Below are 21,756 nucleotides of genomic sequence, written 5' to 3'. Positions count from 1 at the left end.
GCCGACAGCGTAGGCCCGCATGATCCACATCGGTGCGGGGCAAGGGGGTGCGCATGGCAGCCAAGGACATCGTGCACTTCGACATCGCGACCGTGGCCGAGAAGAGCGCCGACTTCCGTCGGGTGCTCTGGACCGGCGAGCACACCCAGCTGGTGATCATGACGATCCCGCCGGGCGGGGAGATCGGCGAGGAGGTCCACGACGAGAACGACCAGATCCTCAGCTTCGTCAGCGGCGTCGGCAAGGCCGTCATCGAGGGCTCGACCAAGACGGTGAAGCCGGGCGAGATCGTCGTCGTGCCGGCCGGGACCAAGCACAACTTCGTCAACGACGGCCCCAACCCCTGGGTGCTCTACACCGTCTACGGCCCGGCCGACCACGCCGACGGCGCGGTGCACCACACCAAGGAGGAGGCCGACGAGCTGGAGGAGTCGGGCAAGGACGAGCCGCCGGCCTGAGCCACGCCGCCGGGCCGCCCGGGCCTCACACCCGGGCGGCCCGCCGCGCGTCCACCCAGGCGCGCACCGAGGGCAGCGAGGCCAGCAGGGCCGCGGCCAGCGGGCCGGCCACCAGCACGACGACCGACCCGGTGTCGCCCGAGGCCGCACCCTGGGCCAGCGCCCAGACCACCAGCGCCAGGGTGAGCACCGAGCCCACCACCAGCACCCGCCACGACCGCCCGGTGAGCAGCAGCACGGTGCCGGCCACGACCAGCACGGCCACGGCGCCCGGCACCAGGCCGAGCAGCACGCCCTGCCAGACGCCGGACGCCGCCGAGAAGGCCCCGACGACGAACGAGAACACCGCGACCGGCAGCGCCCCCAGCAGCGCGCACACCACCGCCAGCCCGGCCGGGATCGGCGGGACCCTGCGGACGGGTGGCTGCGGTGCGGTCATGGGCAGACGGTAGGTCCTCGCAGGTCAGACCGGCGTGACCGCCCCGCCGGAGGACCGGCGCCAGGAGGCGTGCAGCCCCGCGTAGACCCCGGGGACGTCGACCAGGTCGGCGTGCCGGCCGCGCTGCACCACCCGGCCGGCGTCGACCACCAGCACCTCGTCGGCGCGCTCGGCGGTGGACAGCCGGTGCGCGATGGTGATCGTCGTCCGGCCGTCGGTGAGCAGGTCCAGCGCCCGGGTGAGCCGGGCCTCGGTGGCCGGGTCGACGGCGCTGGTGGCCTCGTCGAGCACCAGCAGGTCGGGGTCGGCGACGTAGGCGCGGGCGACGGCGACCAGCTGCCGCTCCCCCGCCGACAACGACTCCCCGCGCTGGCCGACCTGGGTGGCCACGCCGTCGGGCAGGCCCTCGACCCACCCGCCCAGGCCCAGCTCGTCGAAGGCGGCGGCGATGTGCGCGTCGGTCATGCCCGGCTTGCCGTAGCGGACGTTGTCGGCCACGGAGGCGTCGAAGAGGAACCCGTCCTGGGGCACCATGACCACCCGCTCGCGCAGCGAGGAGAAGGCCACCCGGTCCAGCGGCACGCCGCCGACCAGCACCCGGCCCTCGGCGGGGTCCATCAGCCGGGTGAGCAGCTTGGCGAAGGTGGTCTTGCCGGACCCGGTCTCGCCCACCACGGCGACGCGGGTGCGCGGGGCGATCTCCAGGTCCACGTCGTCCAGCGCGGCGCGGGCGCCGGGGGCGTACCGGAAGGTGACGTGGTCGAACCGGACGCCCAGCGGGCCCGGGGGCAGCTGCCGGCCGTCGGCGGGGTCCTGCACGTCGGGCTCGGTGTCCAGCACGTCGAGCACCCGGCGGAACCCGGCGACGGCGTTCTGCGCCTCGTTGAGCACCTCGCTGGCGGTCTGCACCGGGGCCACGAACAGGGTGACCAGGAACAGGAAGGCGACCAGCGTGCCGGCCGAGATCTGCCCGCCGACGCCGAGCAGCACGCCGACCACGACGACGGCGGCGTTGGCGACCGCGGCGACGAACTCCCCGCTCACGTAGACCCCGGCGGTGGTGCGCTGGGCCTGCACGGAGGCCCGGTAGTGCCGGTCGATGGCGGTGTCGATGCGGGCGGCGGTGCGGGCGCGGACGCCGTAGGCGCGCACGGTCGGGGCGCCGACGACGGACTCCCCCACCGCGGCCAGGACGTCGCCGACCCGCTCGCGGACCACGCCGTAGACCTCGGCCAGGCGCTTGGCGAACCACTTCACCGCGTAGCCCAGGGGCACGAAGCAGACCAGCACCAGCAGGGTCAGCTGCCAGCTGTAGAAGAACATCACCACGGTGGCGACGACGAGCTGGCCGAGGCTGACCAGGCCGAGCACGCCGCCCCACTGCATGAAGACCGACAGCTGGTCGACGTCGCTGGTGACCCGGGAGACCAGGTTGCCGCGGCGCTCGCCCTGCTGGTGCAGCACCGACAGGTCGTGCACGTGCCGGAAGGCGCGCACCCGCAGGCCCGCCAGCGCCGTCTCGGTGGTGCGGAACAGCCGCACGTTCATCCGGTAGACCGCGAACGCGGTGATCAGCACGACGACGGCGCACACCGCGACCAGCTCGCGGACCAGCGGGATGTCGGGGCCGCCGTCGGCGCCCAGGCCGCGGTCGAGGGTCTGCTGCACGGCGATGGGGACGACGACGCGGCCGGCGGTGGCGACCAGGGCGAGGGCGAAGGTCACCGGCAGGCCGCGGCGGAACTCCGGCATCATCCGCAGGCCGCGGCGCAGGGTGCCGGTGGCGGACTCCGTGGCCCGCTCGGTCACGGCGGTCACGCCTGCGCCCCGGCCGGCTCGGGCTCGGCGGGGGTGACCTCGTCCGGTGGCTGGTAGGCCTGCACCAGCTTGGCGTAGCCGGGCACCCGGGCGAGCAGCTCGGCGTGGCTGCCGCGGGCGACCAGGCGGCCGCGGTCGATCCACAGCACCTCGTCGGCGAGCGAGATCGTGGCCTGCCGGTAGGCCACGACGACGACCGTGGCCGGCGCGTCGGTGGTGCGCAGCGCGTCGAGGATGCGGGCCTCGACGCTGGGGTCCACGGCGCTGGTGGCGTCGTCCATCACCAGCAGGCGGGGCCGGCGGACGACGGCGCGGGCCAGCGCGAGCCGCTGCCGCTGGCCGCCGGAGAGGCTGGCGCCGCGCTCGCCGACCTTGGTGTCCAGGCCCTCGGGGAGCCGGTCGACGAAGTCCTCGGCGGCGGCGACCCGCAGCGCCTCGTGCACCTGCGCGTCGGTGAAGTCCGCGCCGAGGGTGATGTTGCCGCGCACGGTGTCGTCGAAGAGGAAGGTGCCCTGCGCGACGAAGGCGGCCTGCCCGGCGACCTCGCCCTCGCGGAGGCTGCGGAGGTCCACGCCGTCGAGCAGGACCGCACCGCTGTGCGGGTCGACCAGGCGCACCAGCAGCCCGGCGAGGGTGGACTTGCCCGAGCCGGTGGGGCCGACGACGGCGATGGTCCGGCCGGCCTCCACCTCGAAGGTGACGCCGTGCAGCACCTGGTTCGCCCGGCCGTCGGCGTCGACGTGGCCGAAGTCGACGGCCTGCACGCCGACGCCGGCGCCGCCGGTGCCGGCGGGGGCGGCGTCGGGGCCGTGCGGGGTCTCCCCCTCGGCCTGCAGCACCGGCGTGACCCGGTCGAACCCGGCCATCGCGCGGGGCAGGTCGGCCAGCACCCAGCCGATCGCCCGGATGGGCAGCGCGAGCAGGGTGAACAGGTAGGCGATGGAGACCAGGTCGCCGGCGTTGGTTGCGCCGTTGGCCACCTGGTTCGCCCCGACCAGCAGGACGGCGAGGGTGCCGAGGTTGGGCAGCGCCTCCATGATCGGGTCGAACAGCCCGCGGACCCGGCCGACGGCGACCAGGCCGTCGCGCAGCTCGTCGGCGCTGCCGGCGAACCGGCGGGTCTCCTCGGCCTCGCGGCCCAGGGTCTTGACCACCAGGGCGGCGTCGAAGGACTCGTGCGCGATCTCCGAGACCTCGGCGCGCAGCTGCTGCGCCTTCGCCATCCGCGGGCTCATCACCTGCGAGTAGAGGGCGTTGGCCACGAAGACCAGCGGGAAGACGACCAGGCCGACGAGGGCCAGCAGCGGGTCGGTGAGGAACAGCGCGACGACGGTGATGGCCACCATGACCAGCGCGCCGCAGGCGAAGGGCAGCGGGGAGACGAAGAACCAGCTGGCCTCGACGTCGGAGTTGGCGTTGCTCAGCAGCTGGCCGGTGGGGTGGCGCTGGTGCCAGGACAGCGGCAGCCGCAGGTACTGCCCGGTGACCCGGCGGCGGTACTCGGCCTGCAGCCGGAAGCTCATGATGCCGGCGAACAGCCGCCGGCCGATGATCCCGATGATCTTGAGGACGGCGACGACGAGGATCGCGACGGCGGCCAGCGTGAGCGCGCCGGCGGTGGTCGAGCCGCGCTCGAAGGAGGGCAGCACGACCCGCTCGGTGATGCCGCCGATGACGTAGGCGCTGGCCACGGTCATGGCCGCGTAGAGGCTGCTGCCGAGGACGGCGAGGGTGAACATGCCGCGCTGCTCGGAGATGGCCCGGCCGACGTGCCGGAACCCCCGGCGCATGACCTTCTTCTGGTCCCGTTCGCTGCGGACGACGGTGTTGCCTGTGCTGCGCGCGGACACGCGTCTCCCTACGGGGTGGTGCTGCTGGGTGTTCCCTGAGACTACCCGTGGTCGTTACCCGAGCTACGGGATTTGGTCGGCGCGGTACAACGGTCCGCGTGACCGACTCCCCCGCGCTGTCCCGCACCGAGCGCGCGGCGCTCGCCGACCTGCTCGCCGACCTGGGTCCGGACCAGCCGACCTGCTGCGAGGGCTGGACGACGGCCGACCTCGCCGTGCACCTCGTGGTGCGCGACCGGCGCCCCGACGCCGCCCCGGGCGCGGTCCTCGGTGGCCCGTTCGCCCGCTGGACGGCGCACGTGTCCGACCGGTGGCGGCGCGGCACCCCGTGGCCGGAGCTGCTGGACCAGGTGCGCAGCGGCCCGCCGGCGTTCCTGCCGACCGCGTGGGACCCGGTGGACCGGCTGGTCAACGGCGCGGAGATGACCATCCACCACGAGGACGTCCGGCGGGCGCAGCCGGGGTGGACGCCGCGGGAGCTGCCGCGCGCCGCGCAGGACTTCCTGTGGGGCCAGGTGCCGGTGCTCGCCCGCACCCGGCCGCGCGGCGGTGGGCTGGTGGTCCGCCGGTCGGACACCGGGGCCACCCGCACCCTGCGGTCGGGGACGCCGGCCACCACGGTGACCGGCGAGCCGCTGGAGGTCCTGCTGTGGGCGTCCGGCCGGGACGCCGTCGCCCGGGTGGAGGTCTCCTGACCGGGCCCTAGTCGCCCAGCGGCCGGTCCGCCTCGTGGCGGACCGGGACCCCGGCGGCGTCCAGCGCGTGCTTGACGTCGCCGATCCGCAGGTCGCCGAAGTGGAAGACGCTGGCCGCCAGCACCGCGTCGGCACCGGCGGCGACCGCGGGGGCGAAGTGGTCGGCTGCGCCGGCTCCCCCGCTGGCGATGACCGGCACGGCCACCTCGCGGCGCACCGCCTCGATCATGGCCAGGTCGAAGCCGGCCTTGGTGCCGTCGGCGTCCATGGAGTTCAGCAGCACCTCGCCCACACCCAGCCGGGCGGCCTCGACGACCCACTCGACGGCGTCCCGGCCGGTGCCGCGGCGCCCGCCGTGGGTGGTGATCTCGTAGCCGGAGTCGGTGGCGGCGTCGCCGGCGCAGCGCCGGGCGTCCAGCGACAGCACGAGCACCTGGTTGCCGTACCGGTCGGCGATCTCCGCGATGAGCTCGGGCCGGGCGACGGCGGCGGTGTTGACCGCGACCTTGTCCGCCCCGGCGCGCAGCAGCTTGTCCACGTCGTCGACGGTGCGCACACCACCGCCGACGGTGAGCGGGATGAACACGCTCTCGGCGGTGCGGGAGACGACGTCGTAGGTGGTGGCGCGGTCACCGGAGGAGGCGGTGATGTCGAGGAAGGTCAGCTCGTCGGCGCCCTCGGCGTCGTAGACCCGGGCCATCTCGACCGGGTCGCCGGCGTCGCGCAGGTCGACGAAGTTGACGCCCTTGACCACCCGGCCGGCGTCGACGTCCAGGCAGGGGATGACACGGACGGCGAGGCTCACCGGCCGAACCCCACGAACGCGTCGGCCTCGACCTCGACCAGCATGGCCGGGTCGACGAGCCGGCTGACCTCGACCATGGTCGTGGCGGGCCGGTGCCGGCCGAAGAACTCCGCGTGCACCCGCCCGACCTCCTCCCAGGTGGAGATGTCGGTGACGTAGACGCGGGTGCGGACGACGTCGGCGACGCTGGACCCGGCGCTGTCCAGCGCGGCGACCACGTTGGTCAGGGCCTGCCGCATCTGCTCGACGGCGCCGCCCTCGACCAGCACGCCGTCGCGGGTGCCGGTGGTGCCGCTGACCCACACCAGCTCGCCGGCCCGGACCACGCGGCAGTAGCCGACCACGTCCTCGTAGCGCCCGCCGGAACCCACCCGCCAGGCGATCACCGGGCCGCCTCCTCCTCGGTCAGCGCCAGCGCCTGCGGCAGGGTGAACTGCCCGGCGTAGAGCGCCTTGCCGACGATGGCGCCCTCGACGCCGACGCCGGTCAGGCCGGCCAGGGCCCGGATGTCGTCGAGGCTGCTGACCCCGCCGGAGGCGATGACCGGCCGGTCGGTGGCGGCGCAGACCTCGCGCAGCAGGTCCAGGTTGGGGCCGCGCAGCGTGCCGTCCTTGGTGATGTCGGTGACCACGTAGCGGGCGCAGCCCTCGGCGTCCAGGCGGGCGAGGGTCTCGTAGAGCTCGCCGCCCTCGCGGGTCCAGCCGCGGGCGGCCAGCCGGGTGCCGCGGACGTCGAGGCCGACGGCGATCCGGTCGCCGTGCTCGGCGATCGCCCGGGCGCACCACTCGGGGGACTCCAGCGCCGCGGTGCCCAGGTTGACCCGCCGGCAGCCGGTGGCCAGCGCGGCCTCCAGCGAGGCGTCGTCGCGGATGCCGCCGGAGAGCTCCACGTCGACGTCGAGCTCTCCGACCACCCGGGCCAGCAGCTCGCGGTTGGAGCCGCGGCCGAAGGCGGCGTCGAGGTCGACCAGGTGCACCCACTCGGCGCCGTCCCGCTGCCAGGTCAGCGCGGCCTCGAGGGGCTCGCCGTAGGAGGTCTCGCTGCCGGCCTCCCCCTGGACCAGGCGGACGGCCTGGCCGTCGGCGACGTCGACGGCGGGGAGCAGCTGCAGCTTCGGCACGATGACAGCCTAGGCAGCGGCCCGGGTCACCCCCGCCGCGCCCGCTCCCCGCCCGCTCCCCGCTGTTGACCATGCAGGAGCGCAACGGTGGCGCGCGGGCGGCCGGTGGGGCGGCGTTGCGGTTCTGCAAGATCAAGAGTGGGCGGGCAGGCTCGGCAGGGTGGAGTTCTCCGAGGTGCTGCGACGGCGGCGGATGGTGCGCGACTACGACCCCGACCGGCCGGTGCCGCCCGAGGTCCGGGAGCGGCTGCTGGCCCACGCGCTGCGCGCCCCCAGCGCCGGGTTCAGCCAGGGCTGGGCGTTCCTCGTGCTGGAGACCGCCGAGGAGCGGGACCGCTTCTGGGCGGCCACCACCGACGGCGGCGCGCCCGACGGCTGGCTGACCCGGATGCGGCGCGCCCCGCTGCTGGTCGTGCCGTTCAGCCACAAGGCGGCCTACCTGGACCGCTACGCCGAGCCCGACAAGGGCTGGACCGACCGCGACGAGGCCCGCTGGCCGGTGCCCTACTGGGACGTCGACACCGGCATGGCCTCGCTCCTGGTGCTGCTGACCGCCGTCGACGAGGGCCTGGGCGCCTGCTTCTTCGGCGTCCCGCCCGAGCGGGTGCCCGCGCTGCGGCAGGCCTTCGGCGTCCCCGACGGGTACCGGCCGGTCGGCTGCGTGTCCGTCGGCTACCCCGGCACCGAGGACAGGCGCTCCCCGTCGCTGCGCCGGGGACGGCGCGGGGTCGACGAGGTCGTGCACCGCGGGCACTGGGGCGCCACCGGCGCACACTGAACCCGTGCGGGGGCTGCAGCGGGCGGGACGCCGGTCCAACCTGGCCCTGCTCGGGCTCCTGCTGCTCGCCGGCGGCACCGGGGTGCTCGGGTTCGCCGTCGGCACCCCGCTGGCCGGCCGGGTGGTCGCGGTCGCGCACGGCGCAGCCGGGCTGGGTCTGCTGCTGCTGGTGCCGTGGAAGACCGTCGTCGTCCGCCGGGCGCGGGCCAAGCCGCCGCAGCTGCGCGCCCCGTCCGCCGCCTACTGGCTGACCGGTCTCGTCGCGGTCTGCGTGCTCAGCGGCGTGCTGCACGCCGCCGGCGCGGCCGGCATCTGGGCCACCTCGGGGACGCCGGTCGCCGCCCTGCAGGTGCACGTGGGCGCGGCGGTCGTGCTGGTCCTCGCCCTCGTCGCGCACACCTGGGGCCGGCACCAGCGGCCGCGCCGGGTCGACCTGTCCCGCCGCACGCTGCTGGGCACCGGCGCGCTGGCCGGCGGCTCGCTGGCCCTGTGGGCCCTGACCGAGGGCGTCTGGCGGGTCACCGGCGCACCCGGGGCCCGGCGCAGCGGCACCGGCTCCCACGAGCGCGGCACCGACGACCCGACCGCCATGCCGGTCACCCAGTGGGCCTCGGACACCGTCCCCGACGCCGTCGGCACCTCGGTCACGCTCACCGGCGGCGGGCGGGAGGTCGTCGTCCCCGTGGCCGACCTCGACCGCGGCGACGCGGTGCGGGCCCGGCTGGACTGCACCGGCGGCTGGTACGCCGACCAGGACTGGCGCGGCACCACGCTGGCCCGGCTGGTCACCGACCACCTCGGCGCGGTCGACGGGGCGCAGTGCCTGCTCGTCACCTCGGTGACCGGCTTCTCCCGGCGGGTCCCGCTGCGCGACGCCGGCGGCACCCTGCTGGCCACGCACGCCGCCGGCCGGCCGCTGTCCCCCGGCCACGGCGCCCCGGTGCGGCTGGTCGCCCCGGGACGGCGCGGCGTGTGGTGGGTCAAGTGGGTGGACCGGGTCGAGGTGCTCGACTCCCCCTGGTGGCTGCAGCCGCCCTTCCCGCTGCAGTGAGCCTCAGTCGAGGGTGCGCAGCCAGTTGGTGAGCAGCGCCGCCCCGGCGTCCCCGGACTTCTCCGGGTGGAACTGGGTGGCCTTGAGCGCCCCGTTCTCCACCGCGGCGACGAACCGGTCGCCGTGCTCGGCCCAGGTCACCGCCGGCGGCTTCAGCGGGCCGGTGCCGTCGCGGCCGAGCGGGAAGTCGCGCACCCCGTAGGAGTGCACGAAGTAGAAGCGCTGGTCCTCGATGCCGGCGAACAGCTCGCTGCCCGCCGCGGCCTCGACGGTGTTCCAGCCCATGTGCGGCAGCACCGGGGCGTGCAGCTCCTCGACGGTCCCCGGCCACTCGGCGCAGCCCTCGGCGTCGTAGCCGTGCTCGATGCCGCGGTCGAAGAGCACCTGCATGCCCACGCAGATGCCCAGCACCGGCCGGCCACCGGCCAGCCGCTTGCCGATGATCCGCGGCCCGTCGACCGCGCGCAGGCCGGTCATGCAGGCCGCGAACGCGCCGACCCCGGGGACGACGAGGCCGTCGGCCTCGAGCGCGGCGTGCGGGTCGGCGGTCACCTCGACGTCGGCACCCACCCGGGCGACGGCGCGCTCGACCGAGCGGAGGTTGCCCGATCCGTAGTCCAGGACGACGACCTTCTTCACCCGGCCAACGCTACCCAGCGCCCGCCACCGACCACCGGCCCTCGGTGAACCCTTCCCTCACGTGAGGGTAGGGTTCGTCCCGGCCCCGCAGCGCGGCGGAGCGGCCCCCTCCCCCACCTGCGGAACGGAACGATGACGTCTGCCCTGCGTGCGCCCGGCTGGACCACGGCCCTGCGCGACCCCCGCACCCTGCGCACCGAGGTCCTCGCCGGCCTGGTCGTCGCCCTCGCCCTCATCCCCGAGGCGATCAGCTTCTCGATCATCGCCGGGGTCGACCCGCGCGTCGGGTTGTTCGCCAGCTTCACCATGGCGGTGACCATCGCCGTCGTCGGCGGCCGGCCCGCGATGGTCTCCGCCGCCACCGGCGCGATCGCCCTCGTGGTCGCCCCGCTCGTCGCCGAGCACGGGCTGCCCTACCTGGTCGCCGCGGTGCTGCTGGGCGGGGTGCTGCAGATCGCGCTGGGCCTGCTCGGCGTCGCCCGGCTGATGCGGTTCGTCCCGCGCAGCGTGATGGTCGGGTTCGTCAACGCGCTGGCCATCCTGATCTTCGTCGCCCAGGTGCCGCAGCTGGTCGACGTCCCCTGGCTGGTCTACCCGATGGCCGCCGCCGGCCTGGCGATCATCGTCGGCCTCCCCCGGCTGACCACCGCCGTCCCGGCGCCGCTGGTCGCCATCGTCGTGCTGACCGCCGTCGCCGTCGTGGCCGGGGTCGACGTGCCCACCGTGGGCGACCAGGGCGCCCTGCCCGACAGCCTGCCCACCCTGCTGTGGCCCGACGTCCCGCTGACCCTCGAGACGCTGCGGATCGTGCTGCCCTACGCCCTCGGGCTGGCCGCGGTGGGCCTGCTGGAGTCGCTGATGACCGCCACCCTGGTCGACGACCTGACCGGCACCCGGTCCTCCAAGCGCCGCGAGTCGGTGGGCCAGGGCGTGGCCAACGTCGTCACCGGCGCCTTCGGCGGGATGGGCGGCTGCGCGATGATCGGCCAGACCATGATCAACGTCCGGTCCGGGGCGCGGACGCGGGTGTCCACGTTCCTGGCCGGGGTGTTCCTGCTCGTGCTGGTGGTCGCGCTCGGCGACGTCGTCGCGGTCATCCCGATGGCGGCGCTGGTCGCGGTCATGGTGTTCGTCTCGATCGCCACCTTCGACTGGCACTCGCTGCGCACCCTGCGCCGGATGCCGCGCAGCGAGAGCGCGGTGATGCTGGTGACCGTCGCGGTCGTCGTGGCCACCGACAACCTGGCCATCGGGGTCGGCGTCGGGGTGCTCACCGCCTGCGTGCTCTTCGCCCGCCGGGTCGCCCACCTGGTCTCCGTCGTCCCCGGTCCGGTGGCGGACGGCGTGCGCACCTACCGGGTCAGCGGCGCGCTGTTCTTCGCCTCCAGCGACGACCTGGTGCACCGCTTCGACTACGCGGGCGACCCGCCGCGCGTCGTCGTCGACCTGTCCGCGGCCCAGGTGTGGGACGCCTCGTCGGTGGCCGCGCTGGACGCCGTCGAGCACCGGTACGCCGCCCGCGGCACCGCGGTCGAGCTGGTCGGCCTCACCGGGGACGCCGGGCACTGGCACCGCCGGATGGCCGGCACCCTGGGCGGCGGACACTGAGCCGCATGGGCGCGCACGGGATGCTGCAGATCGGCGAGGTCGCCGACCGGATCGGGCTGAGCCTGCGCACCATCCGGTACTACGAGGAGGTCGGCCTGGCCGTCCCCTCGGCCCGCAGCGACGGCGGCTTCCGGCTCTACACCGAGGACGACGTCGAGCGGCTGCGGGTGATCATGCAGATGAAGCCGCTCGGGTTCTCCCTGGAGGAGATGCGCGAGCTGCTGACCGCGCTGGCCGACGGCGGCCCGGCGGAGCGGCTGGCGCACTACCGGGAGGCCGCCGCCGAGCGGGTCGTCGCGCTGCGGGCGCAGCTGGCCACCGCCGAGGCGTTCGCCGGCCGGCTCAGAACCTGAGGACCCCCGAGGCGATCGCCAGCGCGGCGGCCAGCACCAGGAGGCCGGCGAACACGACCTGGCCGGTCGTCCGGCCCTTCTCGGGGTGGTCGGCCCGGAAGATGGAGAACGCACCGCCCAGCAGGAACAGCCCGATGGCGACGAGCCCGGAGGCGAGGCCCACCGGTTACAGCGCGCCCTTGGTGGAGGGCACGTCGGTGACGCGGGGGTCGAGCGCGACGGCGGTGCGCAGCGCCCGGGCCAGCGCCTTGAACTGGCCCTCGACGATGTGGTGGGCGTCCCGGCCGGCGTAGAGCACCCGCACGTGCAGCGAGATGCGGGCGTTGAACGCGAAGCTCTCCAGCACGTGCTTGGTCAGCGACGTCGGGTAGTCCGGGCCGATGATCGGCGTCATGGTCTCGGGCTCGGCGTGCACGAAGTACGGCCGGCCGGACAGGTCGACGGCGGCCTGCACCAGCACCTCGTCCATCGGGATGGTCGCGTCGCCGTAGCGGGTGATGCCCTTCTTGTCCCCGAGCGCCTCGGCGAAGGCCTGCCCCAGCGCGATGGCGACGTCCTCGACGGTGTGGTGGGCGTCGATGTGCAGGTCGCCGTCGGCCTGCACCCGCAGGTCGATGCCGCTGTGCTTGCTCAGCGCGGTGAGCATGTGGTCGTAGAAGCCGACCCCGGTGGAGATCGAGCTGGTGCCGGTGCCGTCGAGGTCGACCTCGACGACCAGCTCCGTCTCGTTGGTGGTGCGCTCGACGCGGGCGGTGCGGCTCATGGCGCCCATCCTCCCAGGTGGGCCGGTGCGACGACCTCACCCAGGGCGGTGAGGAAGGCGTCGGTCTCCTCAGGCGTACCGGCGGTGACCCGCAACCAGCCGGGCAGGCCGACGTCCCGGACCAGCACGCCGCGGTCGAGCAGGGCCTGCCAGACGGCGGGGGCGTCGGCGAACCCGCCGAACAGCACGAAGTTCGCGTCGCTGGGCACGCTGGTCAGCCCGAGGCCGGGCAGCGCGGCCACGATCCGGTCCCGCTCGTGCTTGACCGCGTCGACGGTGGCCAGCAGCGCGTCGGTGTGCGCCAGCGCGGTGCGCGCGGCGGCCTGGGTGAGGCTGGACAGGTGGTAGGGCAGCCGGACCAGCTGCAGGGCGTCGACGACGGCGGGGTCGGCGGCCAGGTAGCCCAGCCGCAGCCCGGCCATGCCGAACGCCTTGCTCATCGTGCGGCTGACCACCAGCCGGGGCCGCCCCTCGAGCAGGGTGAGGGCCGACGGCGTCCCGGGGCGGGCGAACTCGGCGTAGGCCTCGTCGACCACGACCACGCCGTCGACGGCGTCGTGCAGCGCGGTGACCGTCTCCAGCGCCACCGCCGTCCCGGTGGGGTTGTTCGGGCTGGTGACGAACACCAGGTCGGGGCGCACGTCCCGGACCTGGGCGACGGCGGCCTCGACGTCGATGGTGAAGTCCGCCCGCCGGTGGCCGTCGACGAAGGTGCCGCCGGTGGCCGCGGTGATCAGCGGGTGCATCGAGTAGGACGGCGTGAAGCCCAGCGCGGTGCGCCCGGCGCCGACGAAGGCCTGCGAGAGCTGCTGCAGGATCTCGTTGGAGCCGTTGGCCGCCCACACCTGCGCCGCCGTCACCGCCGTCCCGGAGCGGGAGAGGTAGGCGGCGAGGTCGGTGCGCAGGGCCACGGCGTCCCGGTCGGGGTACCGGTTGAGCTCCACCGCGGCCGCGCCGAGCGCGGCGCCGAGGTCGGCGAGCAGCTCGTCGGGCAGCGGGTGCGGGTTCTCGTTCGTGTTCAGCCGGTACCGGGCCGGCACCTGGGGCGCGCCGTAGGGCGAGCGGCCCTGCAGCTCCGGCCGCAGCGGGAGGGCGGTCACCGCTGGCGGACGGCGACGGCGGCCGCGTGCGCGGGCAGGTCCTCCGCGTGGGCGAGCACGTCGACGTGCCGGGCGACCCCGGCCAGGGCCTGCTCGTCGTAGTCGACGAGGTGGATGCCGCGCAGGAAGGTCTGCACCGACAGGCCGCTGGAGTGCCGGGCGCAGCCGCCGGTGGGCAGCACGTGGTTGGAGCCCGCGGCGTAGTCGCCGAGGCTGACCGGGGACCACGCGCCGACGAACACCGCGCCGGCGTTGCGCACCCGCAGGGCGACCTCGCGGGCGTCCCGGGTCTGGATCTCCAGGTGCTCGGCGGCGTAGGCGTCGACCACGGCGAGGCCGGCGTCGAGGTCGTCGACCAGCACGACGCCGGACTGCGACCCGCCCAGCGCGGTGGTGATCCGGTCGCTGTGCTTGGTGGCCGCGACCTGCTCGGGCAGCAGGGCGGTGACCGCGTCGGCCAACTGCTCGCTGGTGGTCACCAGCACCGCGCCGGCCAGCGGGTCGTGCTCGGCCTGGCTGATCAGGTCGGCGGCGACGTGCACCGGGTCGGCGGTGTCGTCGGCGAGGATCGCGACCTCGGTGGGGCCGGCCTCGCTGTCGATGCCGATGAGGCCGCGCAGCAGCCGCTTGGCCGCGGTGACGTAGACGTTGCCCGGGCCGGTGACCATGTCGACCGGCTCGCAGGACCCGGCGCCGTAGCCGAACACCGCGATCGCCTGGGCGCCGCCGACGGCGTAGACCTCGGTGACGCCGAGCAGCGCGCAGGCGGCCAGCACGCCGCGGTCGGGCAGGCCGCCGTTGTCCCGCTGCGGCGGGGTGGCCACGGCGATGGACTCCACACCGGCCAGCTGGGCGGGGACGACGTTCATGACCACGCTGGACAGCAGCGGGGCCAGGCCGCCGGGCACGTAGAGGCCCACGCGGCGCACCGGGACCCAGCGCTCGGTGACCGTGCCGCCGGGGACGACCTCGGTGGTGACGTCGGTGCGCCGCTGGTCGGCGTGCACCTTCCGCACCCGGGACACCGCCTCCTCCAGCGCCTCGCGCAGCGCGGGGTCGATCGAGGCCAGCGCGTCGTCGAGGGCGGCCTGCGGGACGGCGAAGTCCTCGGCGTCCACCCCGTCGAACCGGGCGGTGATCTCGCGGACGGCCTCGGCGCCGCGCTCGCGCACGTCCTCGCAGATCGGCCGGACGGTGGCCAGCACGCTGTCGATGTCGGTGCCGGCCCGCGGCAGCAGCCCGGTGAGCTCACGCACCCCCGGCAGCCGGGATCCACGCAGGTCGATGCGGGCGAGCACGGGTGCCTCCTGGGGCGGTGGGCGGGACGGTGCGGAGCAGACGGTGCGACCCGTCCAGGGTAGTTGCGCGGCGGTGGGCCGGTGTCCGCCGTCCCCCGTAGGGTTCGGGCCGTGGGCGAGCTGATCCCGTTGTTCCCCCTGGGGAGCCCCCTGTTCCCGGGCGTCGTGCTGCCCCTGCAGATCTTCGAGCCCCGGTACCGGCGGCTGGTCGCCGACCTGGTCGCCCGGCCCGAGGGCAGCGGGCCGCGGTCCTTCGGCGTGGTCGCCATCCGGCAGGGCTGGGAGGTCGAGCGGGTCGCGCCGGCCGAGGCGCTGTTCGACGTCGGCTGCACCGCCGTGCTGCGCGCGGTGACCCCGCAGGCCGACGGCGGCTACCGCCTGGTCACCGTGGGCGCCGACCGGTTCCGGCTGCTGGACGTCGTCGTCGCCGACGACCCGCCCTACCTGCAGGCCGAGGTGGAGTGGCTGGGCGAGGAGGAGGCCGCCGAGGAGGCGGCCGGGGACGCCGAGGGCCTGGTCACCGAGCCCGGCACGCTCACCCCCGCCGACGACGACGTCGCCGCGTCGGTGGCCCGGGGGTCGCTGGACGTGCTGGTGAGCAGCGTCTCCGGGCTGTTCGCCCGGTACGTGACCGAGGTGGCCGCGCTGCGCAGCGGCGGCGGGCCGCTGGAGGTCGACGACGAGGAGGAGGCCGAGCTGCTGGCCGACCTCGGCCTCGACGGCTCCGACGCCGACGGGCCCGGTGCCGACACCTCCGACGGCGCGGCGGCGGCCCTGCTGCGCCAGGTCGGGGACGATGCCCGCGGGCTGTCCTACCTGGTGGCCTCGGCGGCGCTGCTGACCACCGACGACCGGCAGGCGCTGCTGGCCGAGTCGGCCACCCGGCGCCGGCTGGCCGCGGAGTCCCGGCTGCTGCGCCGGGAGCTCACCCTGCTGCGCGAGCTCGGCGCGGTGCCGGTGCCCATCCAGCAGTTCGCCGGGCCCATGACCCCCAACTAGGGCCTGCCGCCCTAGTTGATGCAGCTGGTGTCGGCGGCGGTGCGCTCGGGGTTGACGTAGGAACCCGGGACGACGGGGTCCTCGGTCGGGGTCGCGGTCGCCACCTGCTGGCCGACCCCGGTGAAGTCGGTGCCCAGCACCAGCGAGACGGTGCCGGCGGCGAGCGAGTCGTCGACGGCCAGCGCGGCGCCGGGCACCTGGGCGGCCAGGGTGGCCGCGGCGGCGTCGTCCCCCGTGCGGTGGCTGATCGTGGTGGTCGCGGTGGCCGGGGCGTTCCCGCCGCTGCTGGCCGCGAACCCGGCGGCGGTCAGCTCGCCGGCGGCGCCGGCCGCCGCGCCGGAGACCCCGGAGCCGTTGAGCACCGACACCGTGACGTCGGCCGGGGCGACCGTGGCCGGGGCCTGCGCCGGGGCGGGCGCCTGCTGCGGCTCGGGGTCGGCGGTCAGGTCGGAGAAGAAGTCGGTGAGCACCTGCGCGGGCGGCAGCTTCAGCACCGAGACGCCGTCGACGTCGGCGTCGGTCAGGCCGGGGATGGTCTGGAAGGTGATGCTGCCCGGCTGCACGCCCTGCATCTGGGCGGCGAGGGTGAAGATGTCCAGCCCGCGGTCCAGGGTGACCGAGCTGCCGACCTGCTCGACGACCTGGCGCTGCTTGTTCGGGTTGAGCATCAGGTCCGAGGACAGCAGATTGCGCAGCATGCCGGCGATGAAGACCTGCTGGCGGGCGACGCGGTCGAAGTCCGAGGACCGCTCCCCCACGCCGTGCCGCTGCCGGACGAACAGCAGCGCCTGGCTGCCGGAGAGGGTCTGCGGGCCGGCGTCGAAGTGCGCACCGGTGACCGAGTCGTCGCTGGCCTGGCACAGGTCGACGTCGACCCCGCCGACGATCGAGGTCAGGTTGATGAACCCGAGCAGGTTGATCTCGGCGTAGTGGTCGATCTGCAGACCGGACAGGTTGCTGATCGTCTGGATGAGCAACCGGGCGCCGCCGGCCCGCTTCTCGTCCTCGCTGCCGTCGACGTCGTCGAACCCGGCCGAGTAGGCGGAGTTCAGCTTGCCGCGGCCGTGGCCCGGGATCTGCACGTACATGTCGCGCGGGAAGGAGACGAACGACGCCGCGGACCCGTCGGCCGGGACGTGCACCAGCATCATCGTGTCGGTGTTGTGCAGGTCGTCGGGGTCGCCGGTGGCGTACTCGTCGATCTGCTCCTGGGTGAGCCCGGCGCGGGAGTCCACGCCCACCAGCAGCATGTTCATCGCCTGGCCGGCGTGGGTGTCCCCGTTGATGTCGGTGTTGCCGGTGGTCGGGATCGCGTCGGTGCGGTTGACGCTGGCCTCGGCCACGCGGACCAGGTACCAGCCCCACCCGCTGCCGGCCACGAGCAGCATGCTGAGCACCGCGGCCAGCCCGCGGACGACGACGGCGGCCCGGCGGGTGCCGGTGCGGGCCGCGGAGCCGGCGGGGCGGCCGAGCCGGGGGTCGAGGCGGGCGGGGAGCTGCGCCGCGCGGTCGTCGCTCACGACCGGGCCCCGTCGGGGGCGGTCATCGGGGCGAGGTCAGCGGAACTCCGGAGCACGGAACCGAGCGTGACAGCCGGACAGCGGGGAGTAGTGGAGCGACGGGCCCGTCCGGTAACGGTTCGTCACTCCCGGATCGCAGGTCCCGCCTGTCCCGCCGGCTCGGGCCGGTACGCCCCCTGCGGGTGGCCCTGCTCCGGGTGGACCGCCGGCTCCGGCTCGTCGCGGCCGAGGTCGTCGCTGCTGACCAGCACGGTGCACACCACGTAGACCAGCACCGCGCAGAACGGGCCCACCGCGAGCGCGGCCAGCATGTTGAGGTCCAGCGCGGTGGTCACCTCGGTGCCGACGGTGGTCAGCTGCTCGCGGGACGGGCCGCGGCCCAGCAGCGCACCGAGCTGCCAGGCGGCCACCGAGGCGGCGAGCATGCCCACGGCCAGCCCGACCAGGGTGACCACGCCGCGGCGGCGCCGGCGCAGCCAGCCGGCCACGCCGGCCAGCAGGCCCAGCCCGCCCAGCAGCAGCACGTAGACGCCGTCGTCGGAGGCGAACAGCTCGGGGTCGACCAGGCCGCCCCCGGCGACCTGCACGTCGCCGGCGTCGGAGGTGACGGTGAACTGGGCCCGCGGGGCGAGCCAGACCCACAGCAGGCCGGCGAGGAGACCGAGCACGGCCAGCACGACCGCGGTCACCACCGCGCCGCGGACGTCGCCCCGGCTGCCGCGCAGCCCCGGCACCCCGGCGCGCACGGCGGCGGGCCGCAGGTCACCGGCGACCGGCTGCGGGCCGGCCGCCGGGGACGGGACGGGGGGCGGGAGGGCGGTCACGTCAGCGATTCGACCACAGGAGCGCGGTGGCGGCGCTCAGAGGATGGCGACGCTGGTGGGCCCCAGCAGCGCCTTGATGTCGCCCATGAGCGCGGTGCTCGGGCGCACCGACAGCCGCTGGTCCAGCCGCAGCACCGTCTCCCGCTGGCCGTTGATCAGCTTGAGCTGCACCTCGGTGGTGCCCGGGTGGCTGCCCAGCACCTCGCGCAGCCGCTCGACCACTGGCGGGGTGCACCGGGCCGCGGGCATCGAGACCAGCACCGGGCCGCGCGGGCCCTCGGTCAGCTCGGGGATCATCACCTCGGAGCCGAAGATCGACGGGGTGTCGTCCCGGCGGGAGATGCGGCCCTTCACCACGACGATCTGGTCGCGGGCCACCTTGTCCTGCACCTCGAGCCAGGTCTTGGGGAAGAACAGCACCTCGATGCCGGCCTCGAGGTCCTCGATGGTGGCGATGGCCCAGGGCGCGCCCTGCTTGTTGGTGCGCGGGGACACCGCGGTGAGGATGCCGGCCACGGTGACGTTGGCGCCGTCCTCGACGCCGCCGGCGAGGATCTCGGCGAGCGCGGTGTCGGCGTGGCTGGTGAGCACGTGCTCCACGCCGTGCAGCGGGTGGTCGGAGACGTAGAGGCCGAGCATGTCGCGCTCGAAGACCAGCCGCTCGGCCTTGGACCAGTCGGCGGTGCCGAGGACGACGTCGAAGGCGCCCACCCCGGAGTCGCCGCCCATGTCGCCGAAGAGGTCGAACTGGCCCTCGGCCTCGCGGCGCTTGACCGCCATCGCGGCGTCGACGGCCTCGACGTGCTTGACCGCGATCGCCTGGCGGGAGTGGCCGAGGGAGTCGAAGGCGCCGGCCTTGGCCAGGGAGTCGATGACCTTCTTGTTGCAGGCCACGGTGTCGATCTTGCGCATGAAGTCGTTGAAGTCGCGGAAGGCGCCCTTCTCCTCGCGCGCCTTGACGATCGAGGCCACCACGTTGTGCCCGACGTTGCGCACCGAGGCCAGGCCGAAGCGGATGTCGGCGCCGACGGCGGTGAAGTCCCAGGAGGACTCGTTGACGTCGGGCGGGAGCACCTTGATGCCCATGCGGCGGCACTCGGCCAGGTAGACCGGCCGGCGGTCCTTGTCGTCGCCGACGCTGGTGAGCAGGCCGGCCATGTACTCGGCCGGGTAGTTGGCCTTGAGGTAGGCCGTCCAGTACGAGACCAGGCCGTAGGCCGCCGAGTGCGCCTTGTTGAAGGCGTAGTCGGCGAAGGGGACCAGGATGTCCCACAGCGTCTTGATGGCCGCGCCGGAGAAGCCGTTGGCCTTCATGCCGGCCTCGAAGCCGACGAACTCGGCGTCCAGCACCGACTTCTTCTTCTTGCCCATGGCCCGGCGCAGCAGGTCGGCCTTGCCGAGGGAGTACCCGGCGACCTTCTGCGCGATCGCCATGACCTGCTCCTGGTAGACGATCAGGCCGTAGGTCTGGCCCAGGATCTCCTCCAGCGGCTCGGCGAGCTCCGGGTGGATCGGGGTGATCTCCTGCTGGCCGTTCTTGCGCAGCGCGTAGTTGGTGTGCGAGTTGGCACCCATCGGGCCGGGCCGGTAGAGCGCGCCGACGGCGGAGATGTCCTCGAAGTTGTCCGGCCGCATGAGCCGCAGCAGCGACCGCATCGGGCCGCCGTCGAACTGGAAGACCCCGAGCGTCTCGCCCTTGGACAGCAGCTCGTAGGTCTTGGGGTCGGTGAGGTCCTTGCTGAGCTCGTCGAGGTCGATCGCGGGCTTGCCGTTGATCTCGATGTTGCGCAGCGCGTCGTCGATGACGGTGAGGTTGCGCAGGCCCAGGAAGTCCATCTTGAGCAGCCCGAGCGTCTCGCACGTCGGGTAGTCGAACTGCGTGATGATCGCGCCGTCGGCCTCGCGGCGCATGATCGGCACGCTGTCGATGAGCGGGTAGCGGCCGATGATGACCCCGGCGGCGTGCACGCCCCACTGGCGCTTGAGGCCCTCGAGCTTGCGGGCCTGGTCGACGACCTCGGCCGCGCCCGGGTCGGACTCGTAGCGGGCGCGGAACTCCGCGGCCTCCTTGTAGCGCGGGTGGGCCGGGTCGAAGACCCCCGTCAGCGGGATGCCCTTGCCCATCACGTCGGGCGGCAGCAGCTTGGTGAGCTCGTCGCCGACGGAGAAGGGCCGGTCGAGCACCCGGCCGGCGTCCTTGATCGCGGCCTTGGCCTTGATCGTGCCGTAGGTGACGATCTGGCTGACCCGCTCCTCGCCGTACTTCTCCGACACGTAGCGGATGACCTCGCCGCGCCGGCGCTCGTCGAAGTCGATGTCGACGTCGGGCATGGAGACGCGCTCGGGGTTGAGGAAGCGCTCGAAGATCAGGCCGTGGGCCAGCGGGTCGAGGTCGGTGATGCCCATGGCGTAGGCGGCCAGCGACCCGGCGGCCGAGCCACGGCCCGGGCCGACCCGGATGCCGTTGTCCTTGGCCCAGTTGATGAAGTCGGCGACCACGAGGAAGTACCCCGGGAAGCCCATCTGGGTGATGATCCCGACCTCGTAGTCGGCCTGCTTGCGCACGTGGTCGGGGATGCCGCCGGGCCAGCGCTTGTGCAGCCCGCGCTCGACCTCCTTGATGAACCAGGAGGTCTCGTCCTCGCCCTCGGGCAGCGGGAAGCGGGGCATGAGGTCGGCGCCCTCGGTGAAGGTGACCTCGCACTGCTCGGCGACCAGCAGCGTGTTGTCGCAGGCCTCGGGCATCTCGGTGAACAGCCCGCGCATCTCGGCGGCGGACTTCAGGTAGTAGCCGTCGCCGTTGAACTTGAAGCGGTTGGTCTCGTTGAGCCGCGCGCCGGTCTGGATGCAGAGCAGGGCGTCGTGGGCCTCGGCGTCCTCGCGGTGGGTGTAGTGCAGGTCGTTGGTGGCCAGCAGCGGGATGCCCAGCTCGCGGGCGATCTCCAGCAGCGCGGGCTTGGTCTGCTTCTCGATGGCCAGGCCGTGGTCCATGACCTCGGCGTAGAAGTTCTCCCGCCCGAAGATGTCCTGGAAGTCCGCGGCCGCCTGGCGGGCGCGGTCGACCTTGCCCGCGCGCAGCCACATGTTCACCTCGCCCGAGGGGCAGCCGGTGGTGGCGATGAGGCCCTTCCCGTACTGCTCGAGCAGGTCGCGGTCGAAGCGCGGCTTGCGGTACTGCCCCTCGAGGCTGGCCAGCGAGGAGAGCCGGAACAGGTTGTGCATGCCCTCGGTGGTGCGGGCCAGCAGGGTCATGTGGGTGTAGGCGGCCTTGCCCTTGGACGAGGCGCCCTCGCCGTCCTCGTCGGCGATGGCGCCGAAGTCGAAGGGCGCGCGGTCGAAGCGCGAGCCGGGCGTGTAGTAGCCCTCCATGCCGATGATCGGCTTCACGCCGTTGGCCTTGGCCTGCTTGTAGAAGTCGTACGCGCCGAAGACGTTGCCGTGGTCGGTCATGGCCAGCGCCGGCATGCCCTGCTCGGCGGCGGCCTTGGTGACCTCGGGCAGCTTGGCCGCGCCGTCGAGCATCGAGTACTCGGTGTGCACGTGCAGGTGCACGAAGTTCTCGGCGTCGGGCACGGGGGCTCCTCACTGGTCGGTGGTGCAGGTGCTGGTGGTGCTGACCGGCGGGGAAGGCCGTGCAC

Annotated in this window: 21 protein-coding genes; 7 read left to right on the top strand and 14 right to left on the bottom strand. The window is 74.3% G+C overall.

Features of this window, described 5'->3' with window-relative positions; genetic code table 11:
* Positions 1 to 53: 53 nt before the first annotated feature.
* Positions 54 to 458, top strand: a complete 405-nt coding sequence (locus BM158_RS18075) for a cupin domain-containing protein (protein ID WP_207506727.1) — start codon at positions 54 to 56, stop codon at positions 456 to 458.
* A gap of 25 nt (positions 459 to 483) precedes the next feature.
* On the opposite strand, the gene BM158_RS18070 is transcribed toward BM158_RS18075, so the two are convergent.
* The 3 genes from BM158_RS18070 to BM158_RS18060 are packed head-to-tail and all read right to left on the bottom strand — an operon-like array spanning position 484 to position 4,565.
* Positions 484 to 897, bottom strand: a complete 414-nt coding sequence (locus BM158_RS18070) for a hypothetical protein (protein ID WP_091562675.1) — start codon at positions 895 to 897, stop codon at positions 484 to 486.
* A 24-nt stretch (positions 898 to 921) separates the two neighbouring features.
* Positions 922 to 2,715: an ABC transporter ATP-binding protein gene (locus BM158_RS18065; protein ID WP_229827786.1), complete on the bottom strand. Its 1,794-nt coding sequence runs from the start codon at positions 2,713 to 2,715 to the stop codon at positions 922 to 924.
* The gene (locus BM158_RS18060; protein WP_229827787.1) at positions 2,712 to 4,565 is read right to left on the bottom strand and encodes an ABC transporter ATP-binding protein; all 1,854 of its coding nucleotides are present in this window, start codon (positions 4,563 to 4,565) and stop codon (positions 2,712 to 2,714) included. The genes BM158_RS18065 and BM158_RS18060 overlap by 4 nt, the downstream gene beginning before the upstream one ends.
* 98 nt (positions 4,566 to 4,663) lie before the next feature.
* Between BM158_RS18060 and BM158_RS18055 the strand changes: the two genes are divergently transcribed.
* Positions 4,664 to 5,260, top strand: a complete 597-nt coding sequence (locus tag BM158_RS18055) for a TIGR03085 family metal-binding protein (protein WP_091562672.1) — start codon at positions 4,664 to 4,666, stop codon at positions 5,258 to 5,260.
* Between the two features lie 7 nt (positions 5,261 to 5,267).
* Here BM158_RS18055 and hisF read toward each other — a convergent pair whose 3' ends face one another.
* From hisF to priA, 3 genes are read right to left on the bottom strand one after another with little or no spacing between them, the layout of a single operon-like run.
* Positions 5,268 to 6,065 carry an imidazole glycerol phosphate synthase subunit HisF gene (gene hisF, locus BM158_RS18050; protein WP_091562669.1) on the bottom strand — a complete coding sequence of 266 codons (798 nt, stop codon included), beginning with the start codon at positions 6,063 to 6,065 and terminating at the stop codon, positions 5,268 to 5,270.
* Complete coding sequence (locus tag BM158_RS18045; RefSeq protein ID WP_091562666.1) at positions 6,062 to 6,451, bottom strand: RidA family protein; 390 nt, start codon at positions 6,449 to 6,451, stop codon at positions 6,062 to 6,064. Before BM158_RS18045 ends, hisF begins: the two co-directional genes overlap by 4 nt.
* Positions 6,448 to 7,185 (bottom strand): bifunctional 1-(5-phosphoribosyl)-5-((5-phosphoribosylamino)methylideneamino)imidazole-4-carboxamide isomerase/phosphoribosylanthranilate isomerase PriA, encoded by a 738-nt coding sequence (gene priA, locus BM158_RS18040; RefSeq protein ID WP_091562663.1) that lies wholly within the window; start codon positions 7,183 to 7,185, stop codon positions 6,448 to 6,450. The genes BM158_RS18045 and priA overlap by 4 nt, the downstream gene beginning before the upstream one ends.
* A 160-nt stretch (positions 7,186 to 7,345) precedes the next feature.
* Here priA and BM158_RS18035 point away from each other — a divergent pair, with 160 nt between their 5' ends.
* Together BM158_RS18035 and BM158_RS18030 are read left to right on the top strand one after the other, a co-directional pair.
* Positions 7,346 to 7,963: a nitroreductase family protein gene (locus tag BM158_RS18035; protein ID WP_091562660.1), complete on the top strand. Its 618-nt coding sequence runs from the start codon at positions 7,346 to 7,348 to the stop codon at positions 7,961 to 7,963.
* Positions 7,964 to 7,967: 4 nt separating this feature from the next.
* Complete coding sequence (locus tag BM158_RS18030; RefSeq protein WP_091562657.1) at positions 7,968 to 9,014, top strand: molybdopterin-dependent oxidoreductase; 1,047 nt, start codon at positions 7,968 to 7,970, stop codon at positions 9,012 to 9,014.
* 3 nt (positions 9,015 to 9,017) lie between these two features.
* On the opposite strand, the gene hisH is transcribed toward BM158_RS18030, so the two are convergent.
* Positions 9,018 to 9,653 (bottom strand): imidazole glycerol phosphate synthase subunit HisH, encoded by a 636-nt coding sequence (gene hisH, locus BM158_RS18025; protein ID WP_091562653.1) that lies wholly within the window; start codon positions 9,651 to 9,653, stop codon positions 9,018 to 9,020.
* A 132-nt stretch (positions 9,654 to 9,785) separates the two neighbouring features.
* On the opposite strand from hisH, the gene BM158_RS18020 reads away from it, so the two are divergent.
* Both BM158_RS18020 and BM158_RS18015 read left to right on the top strand, forming a co-directional pair.
* Positions 9,786 to 11,261, top strand: coding sequence for a SulP family inorganic anion transporter (locus BM158_RS18020; protein WP_091562651.1), 1,476 nt, complete (start codon positions 9,786 to 9,788; stop codon positions 11,259 to 11,261).
* A gap of 5 nt (positions 11,262 to 11,266) precedes the next feature.
* Positions 11,267 to 11,614 (top strand): MerR family transcriptional regulator, encoded by a 348-nt coding sequence (locus BM158_RS18015; RefSeq protein ID WP_091562648.1) that lies wholly within the window; start codon positions 11,267 to 11,269, stop codon positions 11,612 to 11,614.
* Here the strand turns inward: BM158_RS18015 and BM158_RS21885 are convergent.
* Genes BM158_RS21885 through hisD form a run of 4 tightly spaced genes read right to left on the bottom strand, consistent with a single transcriptional unit; the run spans position 11,604 to position 14,775 of the window.
* Positions 11,604 to 11,777, bottom strand: a complete 174-nt coding sequence (locus BM158_RS21885) for a hypothetical protein (protein WP_165629009.1) — start codon at positions 11,775 to 11,777, stop codon at positions 11,604 to 11,606. The two genes, BM158_RS18015 and BM158_RS21885, sit on opposite strands and share 11 nt — an antisense overlap.
* 3 nt (positions 11,778 to 11,780) lie before the next feature.
* Positions 11,781 to 12,377: an imidazoleglycerol-phosphate dehydratase HisB gene (hisB, locus tag BM158_RS18010; RefSeq protein ID WP_091563340.1), complete on the bottom strand. Its 597-nt coding sequence runs from the start codon at positions 12,375 to 12,377 to the stop codon at positions 11,781 to 11,783.
* Positions 12,374 to 13,477, bottom strand: a complete 1,104-nt coding sequence (locus tag BM158_RS18005) for a histidinol-phosphate transaminase (RefSeq protein WP_091562647.1) — start codon at positions 13,475 to 13,477, stop codon at positions 12,374 to 12,376. The genes hisB and BM158_RS18005 overlap by 4 nt, the downstream gene beginning before the upstream one ends.
* On the bottom strand, positions 13,474 to 14,775 hold the full coding sequence (gene hisD / locus BM158_RS18000; protein ID WP_091562643.1) for a histidinol dehydrogenase: 1,302 nt from the start codon (positions 14,773 to 14,775) through the stop codon (positions 13,474 to 13,476). The genes BM158_RS18005 and hisD overlap by 4 nt, the downstream gene beginning before the upstream one ends.
* 111 nt (positions 14,776 to 14,886) lie before the next feature.
* Here hisD and BM158_RS17995 point away from each other — a divergent pair, with 111 nt between their 5' ends.
* Positions 14,887 to 15,774 (top strand): LON peptidase substrate-binding domain-containing protein, encoded by an 888-nt coding sequence (locus tag BM158_RS17995; RefSeq protein WP_091562639.1) that lies wholly within the window; start codon positions 14,887 to 14,889, stop codon positions 15,772 to 15,774.
* A gap of 11 nt (positions 15,775 to 15,785) precedes the next feature.
* Here the strand turns inward: BM158_RS17995 and BM158_RS17990 are convergent, their stop codons facing one another.
* The 3 genes from BM158_RS17990 to dnaE form a co-directional block, all read right to left on the bottom strand.
* Positions 15,786 to 17,294, bottom strand: a complete 1,509-nt coding sequence (locus tag BM158_RS17990) for an LCP family protein (RefSeq protein ID WP_091562636.1) — start codon at positions 17,292 to 17,294, stop codon at positions 15,786 to 15,788.
* Between the two features lie 122 nt (positions 17,295 to 17,416).
* Positions 17,417 to 18,118 (bottom strand): DUF2567 domain-containing protein, encoded by a 702-nt coding sequence (locus BM158_RS17985; protein WP_165629007.1) that lies wholly within the window; start codon positions 18,116 to 18,118, stop codon positions 17,417 to 17,419.
* Positions 18,119 to 18,154: 36 nt separating this feature from the next.
* Entirely contained in the window at positions 18,155 to 21,691 is a 3,537-nt protein-coding gene (gene dnaE / locus BM158_RS17980) for a DNA polymerase III subunit alpha (RefSeq protein WP_194624585.1), read from the bottom strand.
* Positions 21,692 to 21,756: the final 65 nt, after the last annotated feature.

This window comes from Klenkia taihuensis (genome assembly GCF_900112525.1).
Taxonomy (GTDB): domain Bacteria; phylum Actinomycetota; class Actinomycetes; order Mycobacteriales; family Geodermatophilaceae; genus Klenkia; species Klenkia taihuensis.
Note: the sequence above shows the minus strand (reverse complement) of the source record. Positions and strands in the feature narration are given on the sequence as shown.

Excerpts from the sequence above, each read along its gene's own strand:
- BM158_RS18075 (WP_207506727.1), top strand. The coding sequence starts at position 54 with ATGGCAGCCAAGGACATCGTGCACTTCGACATCGCGACCGTGGCCGAG.
- BM158_RS18070 (WP_091562675.1), bottom strand. The coding sequence starts at position 897 with ATGACCGCACCGCAGCCACCCGTCCGCAGGGTCCCGCCGATCCCGGCC.
- BM158_RS18020 (WP_091562651.1), top strand. The coding sequence starts at position 9,786 with ATGACGTCTGCCCTGCGTGCGCCCGGCTGGACCACGGCCCTGCGCGAC.
- BM158_RS18015 (WP_091562648.1), top strand. The coding sequence starts at position 11,267 with ATGGGCGCGCACGGGATGCTGCAGATCGGCGAGGTCGCCGACCGGATC.
- hisB (WP_091563340.1), bottom strand. The coding sequence starts at position 12,377 with ATGAGCCGCACCGCCCGCGTCGAGCGCACCACCAACGAGACGGAGCTG.